12 protein-coding genes and 1 tRNA gene are annotated in these 16,771 nt (G+C 36.3%); 4 read left to right on the forward strand and 9 right to left on the reverse strand.

Annotated features, from left to right (window positions below):
* Positions 1-11: 11 nt before the first annotated feature.
* Positions 12-1,061, reverse strand: coding sequence for a bifunctional diaminohydroxyphosphoribosylaminopyrimidine deaminase/5-amino-6-(5-phosphoribosylamino)uracil reductase RibD (gene ribD / locus ABD676_RS00290; protein WP_344672682.1), 1,050 nt, complete (start codon positions 1,059-1,061; stop codon positions 12-14).
* A 64-nt stretch (positions 1,062-1,125) separates the two neighbouring features.
* Here ribD and prmC point away from each other — a divergent pair, with 64 nt between their 5' ends.
* Together prmC and ABD676_RS00300 are read left to right on the forward strand one after the other, a co-directional pair.
* On the forward strand, positions 1,126-1,983 hold the full coding sequence (prmC, locus tag ABD676_RS00295; RefSeq protein WP_344672683.1) for a peptide chain release factor N(5)-glutamine methyltransferase: 858 nt from the start codon (positions 1,126-1,128) through the stop codon (positions 1,981-1,983).
* Between the two features lie 197 nt (positions 1,984-2,180).
* Positions 2,181-2,253 (forward strand) — tRNA-Lys (locus ABD676_RS00300).
* A gap of 375 nt (positions 2,254-2,628) precedes the next feature.
* On the opposite strand, the gene ABD676_RS00305 is transcribed toward ABD676_RS00300, so the two are convergent.
* The 8 genes from ABD676_RS00305 to ABD676_RS00340 all read right to left on the reverse strand — a co-directional run bounded on the left by ABD676_RS00305 (position 2,629) and on the right by ABD676_RS00340 (position 13,161).
* Positions 2,629-3,231 carry a hypothetical protein gene (locus ABD676_RS00305; protein ID WP_344672684.1) on the reverse strand — a complete coding sequence of 201 codons (603 nt, stop codon included), beginning with the start codon at positions 3,229-3,231 and terminating at the stop codon, positions 2,629-2,631.
* A gap of 60 nt (positions 3,232-3,291) precedes the next feature.
* A complete protein-coding gene (locus tag ABD676_RS00310; protein WP_344672685.1) occupies positions 3,292-3,735 on the reverse strand; it encodes a hypothetical protein in 444 nt (147 codons plus the stop codon).
* Between the two features lie 161 nt (positions 3,736-3,896).
* Entirely contained in the window at positions 3,897-6,971 is a 3,075-nt protein-coding gene (locus ABD676_RS00315) for a TonB-dependent receptor (RefSeq protein WP_344672686.1), read from the reverse strand.
* A 282-nt stretch (positions 6,972-7,253) separates the two neighbouring features.
* On the reverse strand, positions 7,254-8,267 hold the full coding sequence (locus ABD676_RS00320; RefSeq protein WP_344672687.1) for a FecR family protein: 1,014 nt from the start codon (positions 8,265-8,267) through the stop codon (positions 7,254-7,256).
* 122 nt (positions 8,268-8,389) lie between these two features.
* Positions 8,390-8,986: an RNA polymerase sigma-70 factor gene (locus ABD676_RS00325; RefSeq protein WP_344672688.1), complete on the reverse strand. Its 597-nt coding sequence runs from the start codon at positions 8,984-8,986 to the stop codon at positions 8,390-8,392.
* Positions 8,987-9,814: 828 nt separating this feature from the next.
* The gene (locus ABD676_RS00330) at positions 9,815-10,084 is read right to left on the reverse strand and encodes a hypothetical protein (protein ID WP_344672689.1); all 270 of its coding nucleotides are present in this window, start codon (positions 10,082-10,084) and stop codon (positions 9,815-9,817) included.
* A 63-nt stretch (positions 10,085-10,147) separates the two neighbouring features.
* On the reverse strand, positions 10,148-10,903 hold the full coding sequence (locus ABD676_RS00335) for an SDR family oxidoreductase (protein ID WP_344672690.1): 756 nt from the start codon (positions 10,901-10,903) through the stop codon (positions 10,148-10,150).
* 1,286 nt (positions 10,904-12,189) lie between these two features.
* Entirely contained in the window at positions 12,190-13,161 is a 972-nt protein-coding gene (locus tag ABD676_RS00340) for a helix-turn-helix domain-containing protein (protein ID WP_344672691.1), read from the reverse strand.
* A 108-nt stretch (positions 13,162-13,269) separates the two neighbouring features.
* On the opposite strand from ABD676_RS00340, the gene ABD676_RS00345 reads away from it, so the two are divergent.
* The gene (locus ABD676_RS00345; RefSeq protein WP_344672692.1) at positions 13,270-15,582 is read left to right on the forward strand and encodes a TonB-dependent siderophore receptor; all 2,313 of its coding nucleotides are present in this window, start codon (positions 13,270-13,272) and stop codon (positions 15,580-15,582) included.
* An 11-nt stretch (positions 15,583-15,593) separates the two neighbouring features.
* Positions 15,594-16,766 carry a PepSY-associated TM helix domain-containing protein gene (locus tag ABD676_RS00350; RefSeq protein ID WP_344672693.1) on the forward strand — a complete coding sequence of 391 codons (1,173 nt, stop codon included), beginning with the start codon at positions 15,594-15,596 and terminating at the stop codon, positions 16,764-16,766.
* Positions 16,767-16,771: the final 5 nt, after the last annotated feature.

Raw genomic sequence — 16,771 nt, forward strand, 5'->3', positions numbered from 1 at the left:
TAAACTGATTATTAAGCTTTTATAAAAAACAACAATGAATCCGTACCCACTTTTATATGATCGATCATTTTACCTGAAATCTTTGGAGATACCATCCCCTCTCCCCATTTTTCATTCGACCGAAACACTCTAGCTTCATCCCATAACCCAGCATCAATGAACATATCCAATGTCTTTTTCCCACCTTCAATGATAATAGATTGTACATCCATTAAATATAATTGATATAGAATTTGCTGAGGTAGATATAAGTCAAAATTCTCTAAAGCTATTAGTTTAATATTCGCTCTCCAATCCGTAACTTCTGCATTAAATATTAAAGTTTCAGCTTCTGTATTATAAAGATTAAAATCGTTTGTGATCTCCAGATTTTTATCAATTAAAATCCTTTTCGGATTTCTGCCTTCCCATTCACGAACAGTTAAAGATGGATTATCAGCCTTAGCCGTCCCCTTGCCTACTAAAACAGCATCTTCCTCCGCACGCCATTTATGAACTAGCTGTTTACTTGCCTTGTTACTAATCCAACGCTGAACATTACTAAGAGGAGCAAAATAACCATCAGCAGTCTCCGCCCATTTAAGAATCACATAGGGTCTAAATTCTTTCAATCGTGTAAAAAAACGTCGATTTACCCATTTTGCTTTTTCCTCTAAAATGCCTAATTCCACTTCGATTCCAGCATCTTTCAATTTCTGAATCCCCAAACCATTAACTTTAGCATAAGGATCTTGACAAGCAATCACAGCTCTTTCAAACCCTTTAGAAACAATTAAATCCGCACATGGAGGAGTTTTTCCAAAATGAGCACAAGGCTCTAATGAAACATAGATAGTACTTTCTTTAAAAAGTACTTTAGAGTTTTCTCCATAACGATCAATAACAGATTGTATAGCATTTACTTCCGCATGCGGGCCACCATATGGAGAAGTATACCCTTCTCCGATTATCTTATCATTATTTACAATTACTGCTCCAACCATCGGATTTGGACTTGTCTTGCCTGCACCCAGGACGGCCAAATCCAAACAACGTTGCATCCAAAGTTCATCTTTGCTCATGAAACAAAACTATTAATTATCTTCTACAAAATGCAGAATGCCCCATTTTTTGTAGGTTTGCTTTATGCAAACTCTTGGTCATATTAGAAAACAGTTTATTCAAGATTTAATAGAACTCTACTCGGAAGATGAAATTAAATCTATCTTCCAAATTGCCGCTTTGGAATACCTCGAAATCCCCAAAAGTAATTTTCTATTTGCCTTGAATGAGCCTCTTTCCTCAGCTCATGAGGAAATTTTATCTAAAGCACTTAAGCTATTGCTTTCTGGAAAACCAATTCAGCAAATCATAGCTAAAGCCCCATTTTATGGCCTTATGTTTAATGTGACAGAAGATACCCTTATTCCAAGACCGGAAACCGAAGAACTTGTCGATTTAATTATTAAAGAACAAAAGCCTCAAAACCATACAATTCAAATAATTGATATTGGTACAGGTAGCGGATGTATTGCTATTAGTTTAAAGAAAAATCTACCTAACTCTTTAGTAACCGCAGTAGATATTTCGGCACAAGCATTGGCAGTAGCCAAACAAAATGCGGTAATTAATTCGACTAATATCGAGTTCCGTTGTATTGACATATTGGAATGGGAATTTGTATTCCAAGAAGAACAATTTGATGTGATTGTTAGCAACCCACCTTACATCACACAAAATGAAGCAAACACAATGCATCAAAATGTACTGCGTTTCGAGCCGCACACCGCACTATTTGTTGAAAACGACGCTCCATTACTCTTTTACGATTATATTGCCTCATTTGCCTTAAAACACCTAAAAAAGGACGGGACATTGTACTTTGAGATTAATCAATACCTTTCGGTAGAGACAAAAGATCTTTTAATCAAAAAAGGGTTTACGAAAGTGGAAGTATTGAGAGATCTAAATCAAGTTCCAAGAATGATTAAAGCCCAATTTTAAATAAAAACCTTACTGGTTGCATTATTTTGGAAAAACAAACCTTATCAAGCTTGTTCAAACACAAATTTTTCAAACTGAGAAACAGTAAGTTATTTATTAATCTTAAAATTTAAATACAATTCATTTGGCACATATCAGGCTTTTTTCTACCTTTGCATCACTTCAAACAACGAAGTAGTTCTTAACATAAGAAATCAGATTCCGTAGCTCAGCTGGTAGAGCAATACACTTTTAATGTATGGGTCCTGGGTTCGAATCCCAGCGGGATCACAAAAAAAGCTTCAATCATAGATTGAGGCTTTTTTTGTATCCAGTGGGTTCAAACGTTGAGTAGCCGGTTCGGCAAGCTAGGTGCCTTATGATAAGCGTGCGGGAATCGAGCGACTGAGGCAACTTTCTCGTTCAAAACTCTTATAGTTCGGTCATTAATAGTTCGTATTTCGTGACTAAATTACCTAAGCCTATTTGTGATACTCTTTGAAAATGTACTTTAAGACCTCACTATTTTGTTTTTTTAAAATTTCGATTTCTCTTTTGGGTTTCTATGTCTATTCTGCCTTCTCTTTTGTGTGGATATTTGCCATGAGACTTTCAAGGTACCTAATACCTATCATCAAATAAATTCTTGAATAATCTAATGTAACATCATTCAAAATTAATCCAACTTGTGATGATTTCAGAAACTGAAGGCGTAACGAAAATCTCATCATAATTATCACCACCTGTTTCCTCTGCTATGGACAATAAGCATATAATTCGCTCACCTGGTATAAAAGTCGAAAAATCCGGATTAAAAAAATAAAATGTACCATAGTTTCCAAAACCCAAACTTACTTTCTTGTCTAAATTGTTGCTAACAAAAGCAGGTTCGTTAGTTCCTTTTTTTACTAGATCAAATGTATAATGCTCTGACTCGCCAACAGGAGGCAGTTCCATTGTTACAAAAGACTGATTTGCTGGAACTGTGAACCGAAATTCAGGGTTTAATTTTTTAACTTCCATTGTATTCATATTCCGAACATATGCGACAAAATCCATATCACCGGCAACAAACTTTGTTTCAACAGCTGTTGCGTTTATACGTAACTTAAAGGTAACAGACATCCATTTTGTGTTTTTTAATGTTGGGATAGTTAGGTTTTCAATTAATTCTTTGCCTTCAAGAAAAAATTTCAATGTTGTATTGGTGTCAGCATCAGTAATTGTTTTTGTCAACAAAACTTCATCTTCTCCTATTCTCTTTACCACAAGCTTCCGGTTTTGTTCTTTATTAATAGGTATGGTAAGGGTTTCAGTAATAGCACCCTCTTATGGATTCTGATAGATAATTTGATCATCCAGATAAAAATCCAATCCGCCGTCTTTAGCTAAAATTTGCAATTTATAATTTATCCCTACATCATAAATCACTCCATTATCATAAAAAATTCCCAATTCCTGCGTAAAGTTTTCAGCATTTATATCATAACTTTTCAGCGTCGTTGTCTTTCCTTTTTCACGAACAAATAACTTTTCACCTCCTTTTGCAATATTTAGTCTAAATGGAATCGGCATTGTATTGAATATCCCTCGAGTACTATCAACAACAGCATTATTGTATACAATTTCCAATGGAATAGTACTAGAACCACTAAAAGCGATTTCTACAATCTTAGGCGAACTGGTATCAAATAACTCACCTTTCTTACAGCTAAGCATCAAAGAAGTAGAAACTACCAGCAAACTCATGAATTTAAATATAGATTTTTTCATAATCTTTTTTGAAAACCTAAATTGACTATATAGTTAATCTAGGAATAGTTTAAAAATAATTTTTATTTAATATTTAATATTTACCCAAGGGTTATGGTGAAATGCTAAAAGTTATTAAAGTCTTCCACTTTACCCTCCTTTCCTTATAAGATTTATGGTTTTTAAAATTTGTATGTTACGGTTGCCCCTAAAGTACGTCCGAATCGCTGTCTTAACATAACACGATCCCCTTCATCAAAATCATTACTAAACCCATCTTTTAATCTCTGACTATTTATGTAATCCCCTGCTGCTGCATCTGGATTGTTCTCATAACTGTTATAATTATTATAAAACACAGATACAGCATCTAGAATATTACCAGCATTGATTTTCATTTCAAGATTTTTTTTAAAAAATTTATAACCCACCTGTGCATCCAATTGATTTCGTGGCATCTCATATTCCGTTTCTTGTGGTGTAGTAGTCACGAAAGAGGTCTTTCTTCCTGAACGATTAAAAACAAAATTTAATCCCAACCGATCACCAGCATATTGTAATCCGATATTGATCAAATAAGGGCTCTGACCGTACATCGATCGTGACTGTTTGGATTCGAAACGTTGATATTCATTTGTTTCCTGATCTTGTATATCCACATAGGCAACTACTTCACCTTTTTGCAAGGTCAGGTTTCCATAAACCGCTATATTTCGAAACATAAAATGATCGTAAATGAAACCGAGATTTTTTCTTAGATCAAATTCTAATCCATATACTTTGGCCAGAGAAGAGTTAGTCAGTGTATATTGCCAATCATAAGTTCCCGTCGCCTGTGCATAGATTTCAGTGGGCTTATCAAAATGCTTATAAAATCCACCCAATGATAGAATTTCACCTAATCCTGGAAACCACTCTCCTTTCAGATCCCAACTGGTAATACCTGTACTACTAATTCCTGAACTGCCAAACACGCCTTCAAAAGTTGGATTATACCGTAAAAACTGACTGTTTTCAAGCATTTCAGGACGAATAACCGTTTTACCATACGCCAGTCTAATATTTAAAGTATTAATTGGTGAATAGGTCAAATTAGCAGATGGCATCCAACGAATACTCTTTTCTTCAGGTAATTGAAAAGTAACAAAGGAGCCGTCACTTTTGGGATTTTGGATTTCCGTATACTTGTAAGCATCCGCCCGAAGACCCCAAACTAAACGTAATTTATCAGAATACTTATGATCAAACATGAGGTATCCTGAGTGATTTTGACTTTTACCTTGATAGTTATCCAAATCCCACCCATCCATTTCATACATAAAACCATGCGCACCTATATTTTCCGGTTTAAAACGATCACCAATAGAAATGTATCTTAAACTCTGGTCAAAGGTTTTGTTATCTACAACCATAGCGGCAATTTCATACCGAAATGTTGCATTACGTTGTAAACCAAAATATCCTAGCTTTGTCGTACTTTTCATATTCCTAAAAATGAATGGGTACATCGCTGATGCTCCCCAGGAATAATGTGTTTCTCTATTGGAGTAGTTATGCCGCGAGGCTGGCTGGCTTCTACCTTCTACCAATTGTGAATATTCATATAAAAAGAGACGTTCACCATTAATTGCTTCGGAAGTCAAACTCTGGCTTAATATTCCCATATCCTTATCATCGCGCCTGGTTCCAGATCGAGCGAATTCCCAATCTAATTTTAGATCGTGAAACTGATGTTGTCCTGTTAGTTTATTTTGCAGGAGTGTAGTAAAAGTTGGGATTGTAGTTTCTCGTATCCGATCTGGCATTCCTTCTGGATCACCATCTGCATCAATTCCGATTACTCGAGTTAAACTACTGTTGAATACCCGAGTCAATGTATTTCGAAAAGAAAAACGATGTTGATCAATCTGTAAACCCAAATTTAACAAACCACCCCAAGTTGTATTAAACTCGTAAATCGTTCCCGTATTCTTATCTGGAAACTCGTCGTACCATGACCCTCGTTTGGTATCCTCTATATTTGTAATGTCCTGTCGATTGCGATAATTAAGCGCTCCTACAAAACCAAATTTCCGGACGCTTCCCCCCCTTAAGTTATAGAGACGACCAATTGTAAATTGATAATTTTGTGATGGTAAAGTTTTATATTTATATAGGGTAAAATTATCCGTTGTAAAACGCTTACTTTGCGAAACAACCTCCTCAATTGGAGATATTGCTGATGCGATATATAAATCTTTTGGAAATAACCTTCTTCCATCATCAAAACCAAGATAGTCGTATTTCCCTCGTTGCGGGCTCAGGAAGTCTTTTCCTATGGATTGTCCGTTTATTGAAGTTCCTGCACCTAAGGAAATAAAGTTTTCATTGGGAATATCCTTAGTATTAATCTGGATAAGCCCGCCACCAAAACTAACATTCATATCCGGTGTGATAGATTTCGCCACCACAACATTGTCTATTATAGCCGTGGGAATAATATCGAAAGAAAAGCTTCGACTTTGAGCCTCGGTACTTGGCAATGTAGTGCCATCCAATGTTGCTGAGTTATATCGCTCTCCTATCCCCCTAACGATTACGAACTTATCATTGATTGTAGAAACACCAGAAATACGTTTCAAACTCTCACCCACATTGCGATCGGGTGTCTGTGCAATCTGTTCTGCCGAGATACCATTACTAATCTCCGAAGCATTCTTTTGCCGCGCCAATAGTCCTGAGATGCTAGCTACTTTATAAGAAGATGTCACAATCACCTGACTTATCGTATTTGCACTTGCTTTCATGGCAATATTTAGAGGAGTACTCTGACCATCAATAATTTTTATATCTGTAATCCGCTGGCTTTCGTATGAAATATAAGTTATATCAATGGTATAAGTCCCTGCTTTTAATTCAATATTAAAATTCCCCTTGTTATCGGTCATAGCAGACCGCCCTACTCCCTGTACTAATACCGAAGCACCGACCAATGGTTCACCGCTCCCGTCAACAACACTCCCTATAATCCGCCCTAGGTTAGCCGGAGTTGGTAATTTATATAACACAACAGTATTGCTGCCTGCTGTTTTAAAACCAACATTGCTACTTGCTAATAGTTGTTTTAATATTGTTTCGGTAGTGTGATTTTGTACATCTAAACTGACTTTAGTCTGAGCGGAAAATATATTACCATCATAATTTATCAGCAATCCAGATGCCGACTGCAATTCTCGTAGGGCAATGGTTATGGGTACTGATTTAACGGTTAAGCTCACTTTTTTCTGAAGTCCCTGTGCCCTAGCATTATTGAAAACCACAGGAATAAAAAACAGTAATATAACGAAGCAGATTAATAATATTACCTGATTCCAAGATTTCGAATATTTTCTTTTGTTTTGAGAATATATGTTTATATTCATAGAATTCAATGATTTTAGTTATTCAATTGATTAAAATTTTGTTTCTCGAACCGTTCTGTTGGACCAGAACGGTTCTATTTTCCTTTTTTGTTTCTCGTTTTTTGTGTTAGCGTGATCCGCTGCTTTACTGTGATTACATCATGGGCATTCCTTCCTCCATATGGTTATTGAATTTTCGCTATTGATCCGATAGTTAAGTCTACCTCCTCTCATGATTACTAACTGCTCCATAATCTTTCCGATAGGTTGGTTGTCAAAACTGGCGTTAATGCGATAATTATCAAATTTGCACGAACCCTTGACCTCAAAATCAATATTATAATACCTGCTTAATTTGGTTGTTATTTCTTCGATATTGGCATTTCGAAAACTAAGACGGTTTTCTATCCAACTATTAAATGAAGAGGAATCCTGATCTTTTTCTACACTGTAATCCATTGTCTGCTGGTCATAGGTCAAACTCATTCCAGCAGTCAAATCCGCAAATTTTTTCGAATGGCGCGCTCCTGTACTACTCACACGAACCTTTCCACTACGCACAGAGACAATCTGACTTCTATCCTTTGGATAAGCATTTATGTTAAAGGAAGTGCCCAAAACCAAGGTACTCATTTGCTCAGTATGAACAACAAATGGACTATTTGTATCTCGTTTAACCTCAAAAAATGCCTCCCCTGTAAGTATAACTTCTCGTTTCTGTCCTTTTTGAAATTGGTCAGGCCATCGTAAAGTACTTCCACCCGCTAAATAAACAATACTACTGTCACTTAATCTTATTTTCACTTTCTGTCCATCACGAGTAGTTTTACTTGACCATACTATGCTTGTGGGTTGCACAGCGTATTCTGATTTCTGAAAATAAAACCACGTCGAAAAAATTGAAAAGATTAATATTAATGCAGCCGCATAATACCAAAACTGTACTATTCTGATGGGCTTTCTCTTCTTATCATTTGGAATTCTTAACAAGATTTTATCAAACTCTGCCTTCGTCTCTTTGGACTCCTCCCGATGAAGAGGTTCGCCTTTCCAAAGTTCAAACATCAACTCTTTTAAGAGTTCCATATGCTCTTCTTCCTGAACTATTTCCAAATAATGCAGGAGGATCCTTTTCTCCGCCGAGCTTGCTTGCCCTCGTCGGAAAAGTTCCATAATGCTTTGGATATAATCTTTTTCTTGCACTTCTTTTACTTATTTATCTATAGAAAGATTGGCAAGGAAAGAACGGCTACTCGAAAGAAAAAAATAAATAATTGGTATAAAAAAATTGACGCTTAAATAAAGGCCAAAACCAAGCAGAGAATACAGTTAATTGCTTCTGGATAGCTATTATTAAAGTAGGTACGTATCTGGCGCATAGATTTTTTGATATGGTTACTCACTGTATTGGTAGAAATCTGTAGTTGATCAGCGATTTCCTGATGAGTCAGCCCTTCCTCCCGACTCAAACGATACACCTTCCGTGCCTGCTGAGGCAGACTCTCAATAGAACGGATTAACACTTCATAGCATTCTTGATAGTCAATATATTGCGAAGTGGAATCCTGATGCTGCTCAATTCGACTTTGCGTTTCGAGAAAATCATCGTGACGCAACTTTCTTTTCCAAGCATCAAGTATACTGTATCGAACCATGACAAATAAAAGGCTCTCTATATTTTTGTTGGAGTCGATTTTTTCTCGATGTTCCCAAAGTTTAACAAATACCTCCTGAGTTAATTCCTTTGCATCTTCCTGAGAGTGCAAAAACTTGTAAGAAAAACCGACAACTTTACTACGCATGCGAAAATACAATTCCTGAAATGCAGCGGTATCCCCTTGCCGTATTTTTTCCAATAACTGTTCATTGATTTCGGTTGCGTTGCTTTTCATTACAAGTAAATTGAAGGTAATCTCCCAAAGTTAATCAGCTACTATTAACCTACAGTTATCCCTACTTTAAGTATGTGTTAGAAAAGTGTTAATTATTTATATGTAAGATCCACTGATTGGCTTGTTGTAATTTAATAGCTATCATAATCCGAAACATACTTAAAGATGATCTTTTACCAGCTCCACGTTTTTCTAGACTCTTGCCTCCTTCAACAATTGTCAAAGTTTGTTGAATCCAAGAATCATCTAGAGATGACCGATTTTTTAATGGTAATGAGTCTGACTCGTTGACATAATGTTGCGGCACTATTCCCGAAGCTAAATATCCCGTTCCTAGGTTATTGGACAACTTGTAAAATGGGGTCATCAGCAGACAGGATTATGTAGGAGGGATAGAATACTCAGGTTCAAACGTAATTGAACAAATAGCTACAAAGGAACTCAGGTCTGCAGCATCCTTAGAACTTTTTAAGAACACCTTTTCATTTAATAATGACTCCTTGTCAATTATAGTATTTTAGATTTAAGTAAATAAAAATGCGAAGTCCAATGAACTCCGTATTTTTACAACTTACACATTTTAAGAGAAAGTGTCTATATTAATGAATTTTTGTAATCAATTCGTTTTATAAATTCATATATCTATCAATTAAGACTATTAACTTAAGTTCTGGCACTGTATTATAAAATGAGTAAATAAATTATATGGACTCCGTATTTTTTATTTACACAGTATTCGAGACACTTCTAGCATAAATTTCAAATTACAACTTTTCCATTTTTGATATCTCCCTTAAAGATCTCTAAATTATATTTTAATAAAGCCACTTATCCTAATGCCACTGAGCCTAACCCCATAGTTGAAATAATTCCAACTGCTTTCCAATCCTCAATCTCTTCACTGTTATTCAATAGTTGATTTAATTCGGCGCCTCCAATTTGCTTGACTAACTGCCTTTGAATATCTGCTACTACTAATAGATATATTGTTTTGACTAATCCCTTTATATTTTTGCTGATGTCAAAACATTTGGGAAGTATACTTTCTGCTAAATTTGGGTCTTTGAAATACAAAACGGCAAAAAAAAGGCAAAACATAAACACCTATAGCATGCATTTTTTAGGTTAAGCTATAACAATCTAATTTTCTTAACTCTTGTGTTATCCTCTTATCACTGAAATACCAGCATCTACTGTCAATTCAGTGCCGTGAATATATGAAGCTTCATCCGAAGCTAAAAATAAAACCGAATTTGCAATTTCTATAGGTTCTCCTAATCTTTTGAATGGAATTGTAGGGATAATCCCCTCAAGAGCGGCCTTAATTTGATCCGCATTTAATCCAGTATTGTTGAAAATATTAGTTTTGATATGTCCCGAACTGATACCATTTACACGAATACCTTTTTCTGTCAGCTCGGATGCAAATGTTTTAATAAATGATTTCACTGCTGATTTAGCTGCTGAATATACAGAAAAATTGGCTGTTCCAATTTCAGTTACAAAGGATGTATTTAAAACAATTGAACTACCATTTTTCATAATTGGTAAAATTTGCTGAACAGTAAAAAACGTTCCTTTTACCAACATATTGAATAATTCATCAAAATGGTTTTCGTTTGCATCTTCAATAGAGGAAAAACGTCCGTAGCCTGCATTCACAAATAAGAAATCTATCGTATCTATATATTGTTTTACTTGCTCCTGCAACTTAAAAATATCATGCATACTTCCTGCATTTGACACAATTCCATGTGAATTTTCACCTAATTTTTCTACAGCTTTGCTTACTGTTTCATCACTTCGTCCGGTAATTACTACTTTGCCACCTTCATTGATGAATTGTTGGGCTGTGGCAAATCCCATTCCGTTTGTTCCACCTGTAATAATTGCGTACTTGTTTTTAAATCTTTGCATAATTGTTCTGTTTAACTTTCATAACAAAGATTGGAATATATGCATTGCCAGAAAATCCGAAACTTGCTATGTTTACAAAACATCAATAATAAATGATAAGAACACAAAAACCAGGACAAGGAGTAATTTTCCAGTGTCTCTCCTCTGACATCTATCACAACAAAAAACGGGCGGACATTCCGTTCGTAATCGTCGGGGATCCCCCCCTTCCCTCAAACTCACTCAGTACCACTCCTACCTAATGTGCTATCTAGACAGTTTGTTAATAGGAGACCGCTTCGCTGTTAGATATTAGGGGTGATAAATAACGTTCCTTACAACTCAGAGCGAAGCGTAGAGTCTCAAATTCCCACCCACAAGATCGGGTCATCCCGAATCGAAGATGAGGGAACAATAAACCATATACTCAAAGACAACAGACCTAAAAAAATCTGTTGTCTATTTTAATGGCTTTTTCTAAGTGTTTTAATGGTTTTAATTTATGAAGTCGAAGCATGCTTCGACCCTACAGTTTTGGTGATTAGAGATATTAAAATCATGATTGTTTGTAGAGGCAATGCATGCTTCAACCGCATAACACCTAACATCTTTCTTTTCCCTTATCTTCTCCTTCCTTCATTCTACTTCCTCCTTTTTCCTTTATACCTTACTGTCTCCTATCTAATAGCGTAGCGGTCTCATATCTCATATCTATTACAATGGTTTTCTTTGTGTTTCCTTAGGGTTTAACAGGGGTTTCCTAGGGGTTTGCTCCGAGACTCCTTCGGATCTCCTTCGGAACTTGTTCGGATCTCCTTCGGATCTCGTTCGGTTAGAAGCGAACGAGATCCGAAGGAGATCCCTATCAGATCCAAGGAAATCCCCTAAGCGTCTCGAAGCAATATCAAGCTTGATTACTAGCAATCCTATACTAAACCCAATAGAAATACAATTCAAATTAGCTAGGGTCTTAGATAAATCATTTCATATTAAATCCAATAACACCCATGTTATTTATACGGGATTTACAACAGGAAAAAGCAAGTCATTCAGACAAAAAACAACAACGAATTACTTTAGGATAATCTGACAGCCAAGAAAGAAGAATTTAAGGAAGTCTTGAAAAATTTTAACGAAATATTTAGAAATGATGATTACCCATAAATAGCAAGAAAAGGGTGCGAGTTTTGTACCAGCGGTTTCACAACACAAAACTTTAATCACCTTTTGTATCCACTGAATTAAAATGTCATAATGCAAGGATATGCATACGGCAGTACCAACCAAACTCTAACATCCAGAAATAGCTAACTAATTTTTTGCTTAACCTCTTTGGGAGAATATCCAAAATACTTACTGAAAGCAACGGAAAAATGTTGCGGATAACTGTAGCCCATTAATTGCGCAATCTCATTAATGGAATAACCTTGCTCCTTAATAAGCCTCTTTGCACTTTCCATTTGCACCTTCTTAATATACTGTGCTACGCTGCAGTCATAGTATTTTTGAAAACCACGATTAATAACCTTCTGTGATAAACCGAAATGGTCAACAAGCTCCTGAACAGATATTAATCGAATACCTCTTTGCGCAATCCATTCAGAAATCTGTAAAACTTTTTCATTCTCGGCCAAAGAAAGGTCTGACTGGCCTTTCCCTTCTTGCATGGCCAATTTTGAAAATATTAATACCAACAATTCCTGAATCTTCAACCTATTATATGTCGCTTGAAGGTTGTGTGGTAGCCTGCTTTCCAATATCTGATGAATTACTGTAAGCATCTCTATAGTAATCCTTGGCGATTGATCAAACAGCTTACAAGCGTTGTTATCCAATAGCTGCTTCAGAAACACCGACGATTGCGGAATAAGCCTAGATACATCGCGTTCAAACATCTCCTTATCGAACATAACATCAACACATACACGTGATTTACGATATTGCAATGCACCATGAACCTTCGGAAGAAAAAACAAATTAAAGTGCTGCTCAGGAATTTCAATATCCAAATCAGAAGAACAAAAAGAAGAATAACCCTCTAACTCAAATTGCATCTTAAATACTCCATCCGCCAAAAATATGGGGACAGTCACCGGACTATCAATTGTGGATTCTGAATAAATTACAATGAAAGAATCATCCACAATGAATTTCTCCCGAACCGGAATATTGTAAAATGATGTTTTAAAAAACAGTTCTCTATACCCCTCCTTGTCCAAGGCGATATTACGCTTATTACGGTTAAACTTTAGTTGAAAACGCTCTTTAAGTGGTTTCATATAATAATTAGCGATGGCAAAAACTCGTACTTTTTACGTCTTAAAATCGTAAAAATCATGCGAAAATTACAAATATTTTTGTCCAAATTAGAATTAATCTTAATAAAGATGAAAAAACACTTATATGCTTTCTGCATTATTTCTTGCTTATGCATCGAACTGCTTATAGCTCAAACAAAATCTACTAGCATTCGAATTTTAGATTTCAATTATCAGCCTATCGAAGCAGCTAAACTAAAAGTCCTAGAATCTGCTGAGGTATTTATAACTGACAAACAAGGAAAGGTTTTCTTAGACCTAGACCCTAATAAGATTTACACTTTCCAAATCGAATATCAAGGAGAGCAATACCAAGAGCAAATCAAGAATGCTGAACGTAATCTCTATACCTTCTACATTGGAACAAAACAAAACCAGATTGATGAGGTCGTCGTATCTGCTGCAAGAAAATTCGCTGAAAAGAAAACAGAGACGGTCGGTAAAATGCCGCAGGAAAACCTCGAAAGCTCCCAATCATACAATATAATACCCCAAGAACTGTTGAAAGAACGTTCAGTAACCGACATGAAGTCAGCACTACTTGCCGCTCCAGGAATTGCTAATATAACCAACGGATTAGGTGCTGGAGGATTTACAGTCATCGCAAAAATGCGCGGCTTCTCCACAGGATCTGGTTCTCTCAAAAACGGCTACAGAACATCTCAAACGACTATGTCAGATCTTGCAAATATTGAAGCAATCGAAATAATTAAAGGGCCTGCAGGAACACTATACGGTACATCCAACGAAATATCATATGGGGGTATCATAAATATTGTTACTAAAAAGCCAAAACCATATAGCTTTGGCGAAGCAAGCTACAGTTATGGCGCTTATGACCTAAGCCGACTTACGCTTGATTTCAATACCCCAATCAATGAAAGTAAAACCGTATTATTCCGTTTTAATACGGCTCTGCAACGAGGACGAACCTTCCAAGACTTCGGAAAAGACAATACTATATTTTTCGCACCTGCATTTCGATTCTTAGTCAATGATCGATTAACATTAAACATTGAAGCTGAATACTCGAAAGCTGAGAAAAATATGATCGCCGTAGGTTACCTCCCAAAAGGATTTAATGAGTTGGCTGCTTTCGATTGGAATGTAAAACAATCGTTTTCCTCGAATGATCTAACCATGAAATCGGATGTACTAAACGTCATGACAAGTGCCGACTACCGTATTTCTAACCGTTGGACATCAAAAACGATCTTCTCATCTGCAAATACAAATAACCATTCAAATTATCTATTCGCAGTACCACTCACCCGTGATACCATAGGTAGACGAATCATGCGGATTCCAAGTGAGTTCATAACAACAAGTATTCAGCAGAATTTCGTAGGCGTATATGGAAATGAAAAATGGACTAATAAACTTTTAATTGGTGTAGATTATAACGACGACAAATACTATACCCAACGTAAAATGCTAAACTACTATGACAAAGTAAATCGCTTTCAAAATGTGCCAGCAATTAACATGGCAAAAGTAGATCAACTCTTTGCCAATGCGCAAGAAAGTGCCATCAACACCCTGAACCGAACAATGGGTATTTACCTATCAGATGTATTTAGTCTCAACAATCGTCTACACATCAATGCCGGGCTACGGATGGATCGCTATAAAGACCTTGTAACCGACTTCGAAGAAACCTATTTCTCCCCAAAATTTGGTGCTGTTTATGAAGTTATTGACAATCAGGTCTCCTTATTCGGAAACTATACGAATGGATTTACAAACGGAAGAATGGTTCTGGAAAATGTACAGTTTAATGCAGCAACCATAAAACCGCAAGAAGCTGCTCAGTATGAGTTTGGTGTAAAGTATGAACTCTTCGACAAAAAACTACATGGAAATGCATCGTATTATAACATCGATGTAACCAATGTACCTTTTACTATTCTTGAGGAAACTGGAAAATCTACAACGGTACAAAACGGACGTCAAAGAAGCCGTGGATTTGAATTTGACTTGACGACCAAGCCTTTTCCTGGAATGCACCTCATCATAGGATATGGCTATAACGATTCTCGATTCACAAAAGGAGATGAGAAAACATTAGGAAAAAAACCGCAAGGAACGCCTTATCATGTCGGAAACTTCTGGGCGAGCTATAGTCTACTCGAAGGAAAACTTCAAGGCCTTGGTTTAGGATTTGGAGGAAACTATTCCGACGATTTCTATGGCGATGACTATAATACTTTCAAAATGCCTGGTTACTTCTTATTGGATGCCAGCGTTTTCTATGAACGTGATCGCTTTAGAGTCAGCGTAAAAGGAAATAACCTAACAAATAAACAGTATTTGACCACTAACTTTTGGCTGTATGCACAACCAACAAGAACGGTATTAGGAACGATATCCTATAGATTCTAAATATCTATTGCATGAGTAATAATCGTAAGACAAAAAAGGGTAAATCTTTCATGCTAAACTTGGTCAGCTGGTTACACCTCTGGCCAAGTTTAGTATCAGGAATCATCTTGATATTTGTATGCCTCAGCGGGACAATCATTGTTTATTCGGACGAAATTGTGGAATGGACAGCAGGCGATGCAAAATACATTGAACCTGGAAATAAAAAGTTACCCTTAGAGATCCTAATGAATATCCAAAAAAAGGAATTTCCTGGACTTCTCCCTTCTTATGTTTTATATTACAAGGATCCTAATCGAGCCCTTGTAATTAACACCTTTGATCCTAAGAAGATTGCCCTTTCTATGGTCTATATCGACCCCTACACTGGCAAAATATTGAAACACGATAAAACTATCCATTTCTTCTTTATCATGGCGCATCTTCATGCCCATTTTAAAATTGGAACAGTCGGTGGATGGATCATCGCCATCGCAACGGTTATCTTTGTAATTAGTACCATTACAGGACTAGTACTCTGGTGGCCAAAACGATGGACAAAAAACAAGGTAAAGGCGAGCTTTACCGTACGCTGGAAAGCAAGATTTAAGCGCCTGAACTATGATTTCCACAATGTATATGGTTTCTATTCCCTAATTATTTGCTTTATCCTTGGATTATCCGGCCTAATACTTTTCTTCCAGCCGTTGATGAACATAAGTATGAAAGCCTTCGGAGGCACAACGATTGACTGGCACAAGCAGCTCCCTAAAGCAATTCCAGATAAAGAATTTATCGATTCCTTCCCTCTTATGGATCATTTATTTGCGGAGCAACCCACAAAAAAAGTAATCAAATATTGGGTTTATGATTACCAAAAGTCGGGTGTATTTTCATTTAATCTTGCTGACAGGGCTGGCATAAAGAGCGACGAAAACAACCATACCTTTTATTTCGATAAATACACTGGAAATCCATACCCTATTCAGAAACAGCAGCATATGCATAATAAAGTAGAAATTTGGATATGGCAGCTACATATGGGACAATGGTGGGGACAATTTGGCAAACTAAGCACCTTCCTTGCAGGAATAATCTCTACTACATTACCCATAACAGGCTTCCTTATTTGGTGGGGACGACGAAAGAAAAAAAAGAAGAAAACGAAAACCCAAAATCCTATTTTTCAAACTGAAGGAACTTAATGGTT

Origin of the sequence: Sphingobacterium kyonggiense (genome assembly GCF_039536825.1) — a bacterium.
GTDB lineage: Bacteria > Bacteroidota > Bacteroidia > Sphingobacteriales > Sphingobacteriaceae > Sphingobacterium > Sphingobacterium kyonggiense.

Coding starts and splice junctions, on each gene's coding strand:
- ribD (WP_344672682.1), bottom strand. CDS start 1,061: ATGAGCAAAGATGAACTTTGGATGCAACGTTGTTTGGATTTGGCCGTC.
- prmC (WP_344672683.1), top strand. CDS start 1,126: ATGCAAACTCTTGGTCATATTAGAAAACAGTTTATTCAAGATTTAATA.
- ABD676_RS00310 (WP_344672685.1), bottom strand. CDS start 3,735: ATGAAAAAATCTATATTTAAATTCATGAGTTTGCTGGTAGTTTCTACT.
- ABD676_RS00320 (WP_344672687.1), bottom strand. CDS start 8,267: ATGGAACTTTTCCGACGAGGGCAAGCAAGCTCGGCGGAGAAAAGGATC.
- ABD676_RS00325 (WP_344672688.1), bottom strand. CDS start 8,986: ATGAAAAGCAACGCAACCGAAATCAATGAACAGTTATTGGAAAAAATA.
- ABD676_RS00330 (WP_344672689.1), bottom strand. CDS start 10,084: ATGTTTTGCCTTTTTTTTGCCGTTTTGTATTTCAAAGACCCAAATTTA.
- ABD676_RS00335 (WP_344672690.1), bottom strand. CDS start 10,903: ATGCAAAGATTTAAAAACAAGTACGCAATTATTACAGGTGGAACAAAC.
- ABD676_RS00340 (WP_344672691.1), bottom strand. CDS start 13,161: ATGAAACCACTTAAAGAGCGTTTTCAACTAAAGTTTAACCGTAATAAG.
- ABD676_RS00345 (WP_344672692.1), top strand. CDS start 13,270: ATGAAAAAACACTTATATGCTTTCTGCATTATTTCTTGCTTATGCATC.
- ABD676_RS00350 (WP_344672693.1), top strand. CDS start 15,594: ATGAGTAATAATCGTAAGACAAAAAAGGGTAAATCTTTCATGCTAAAC.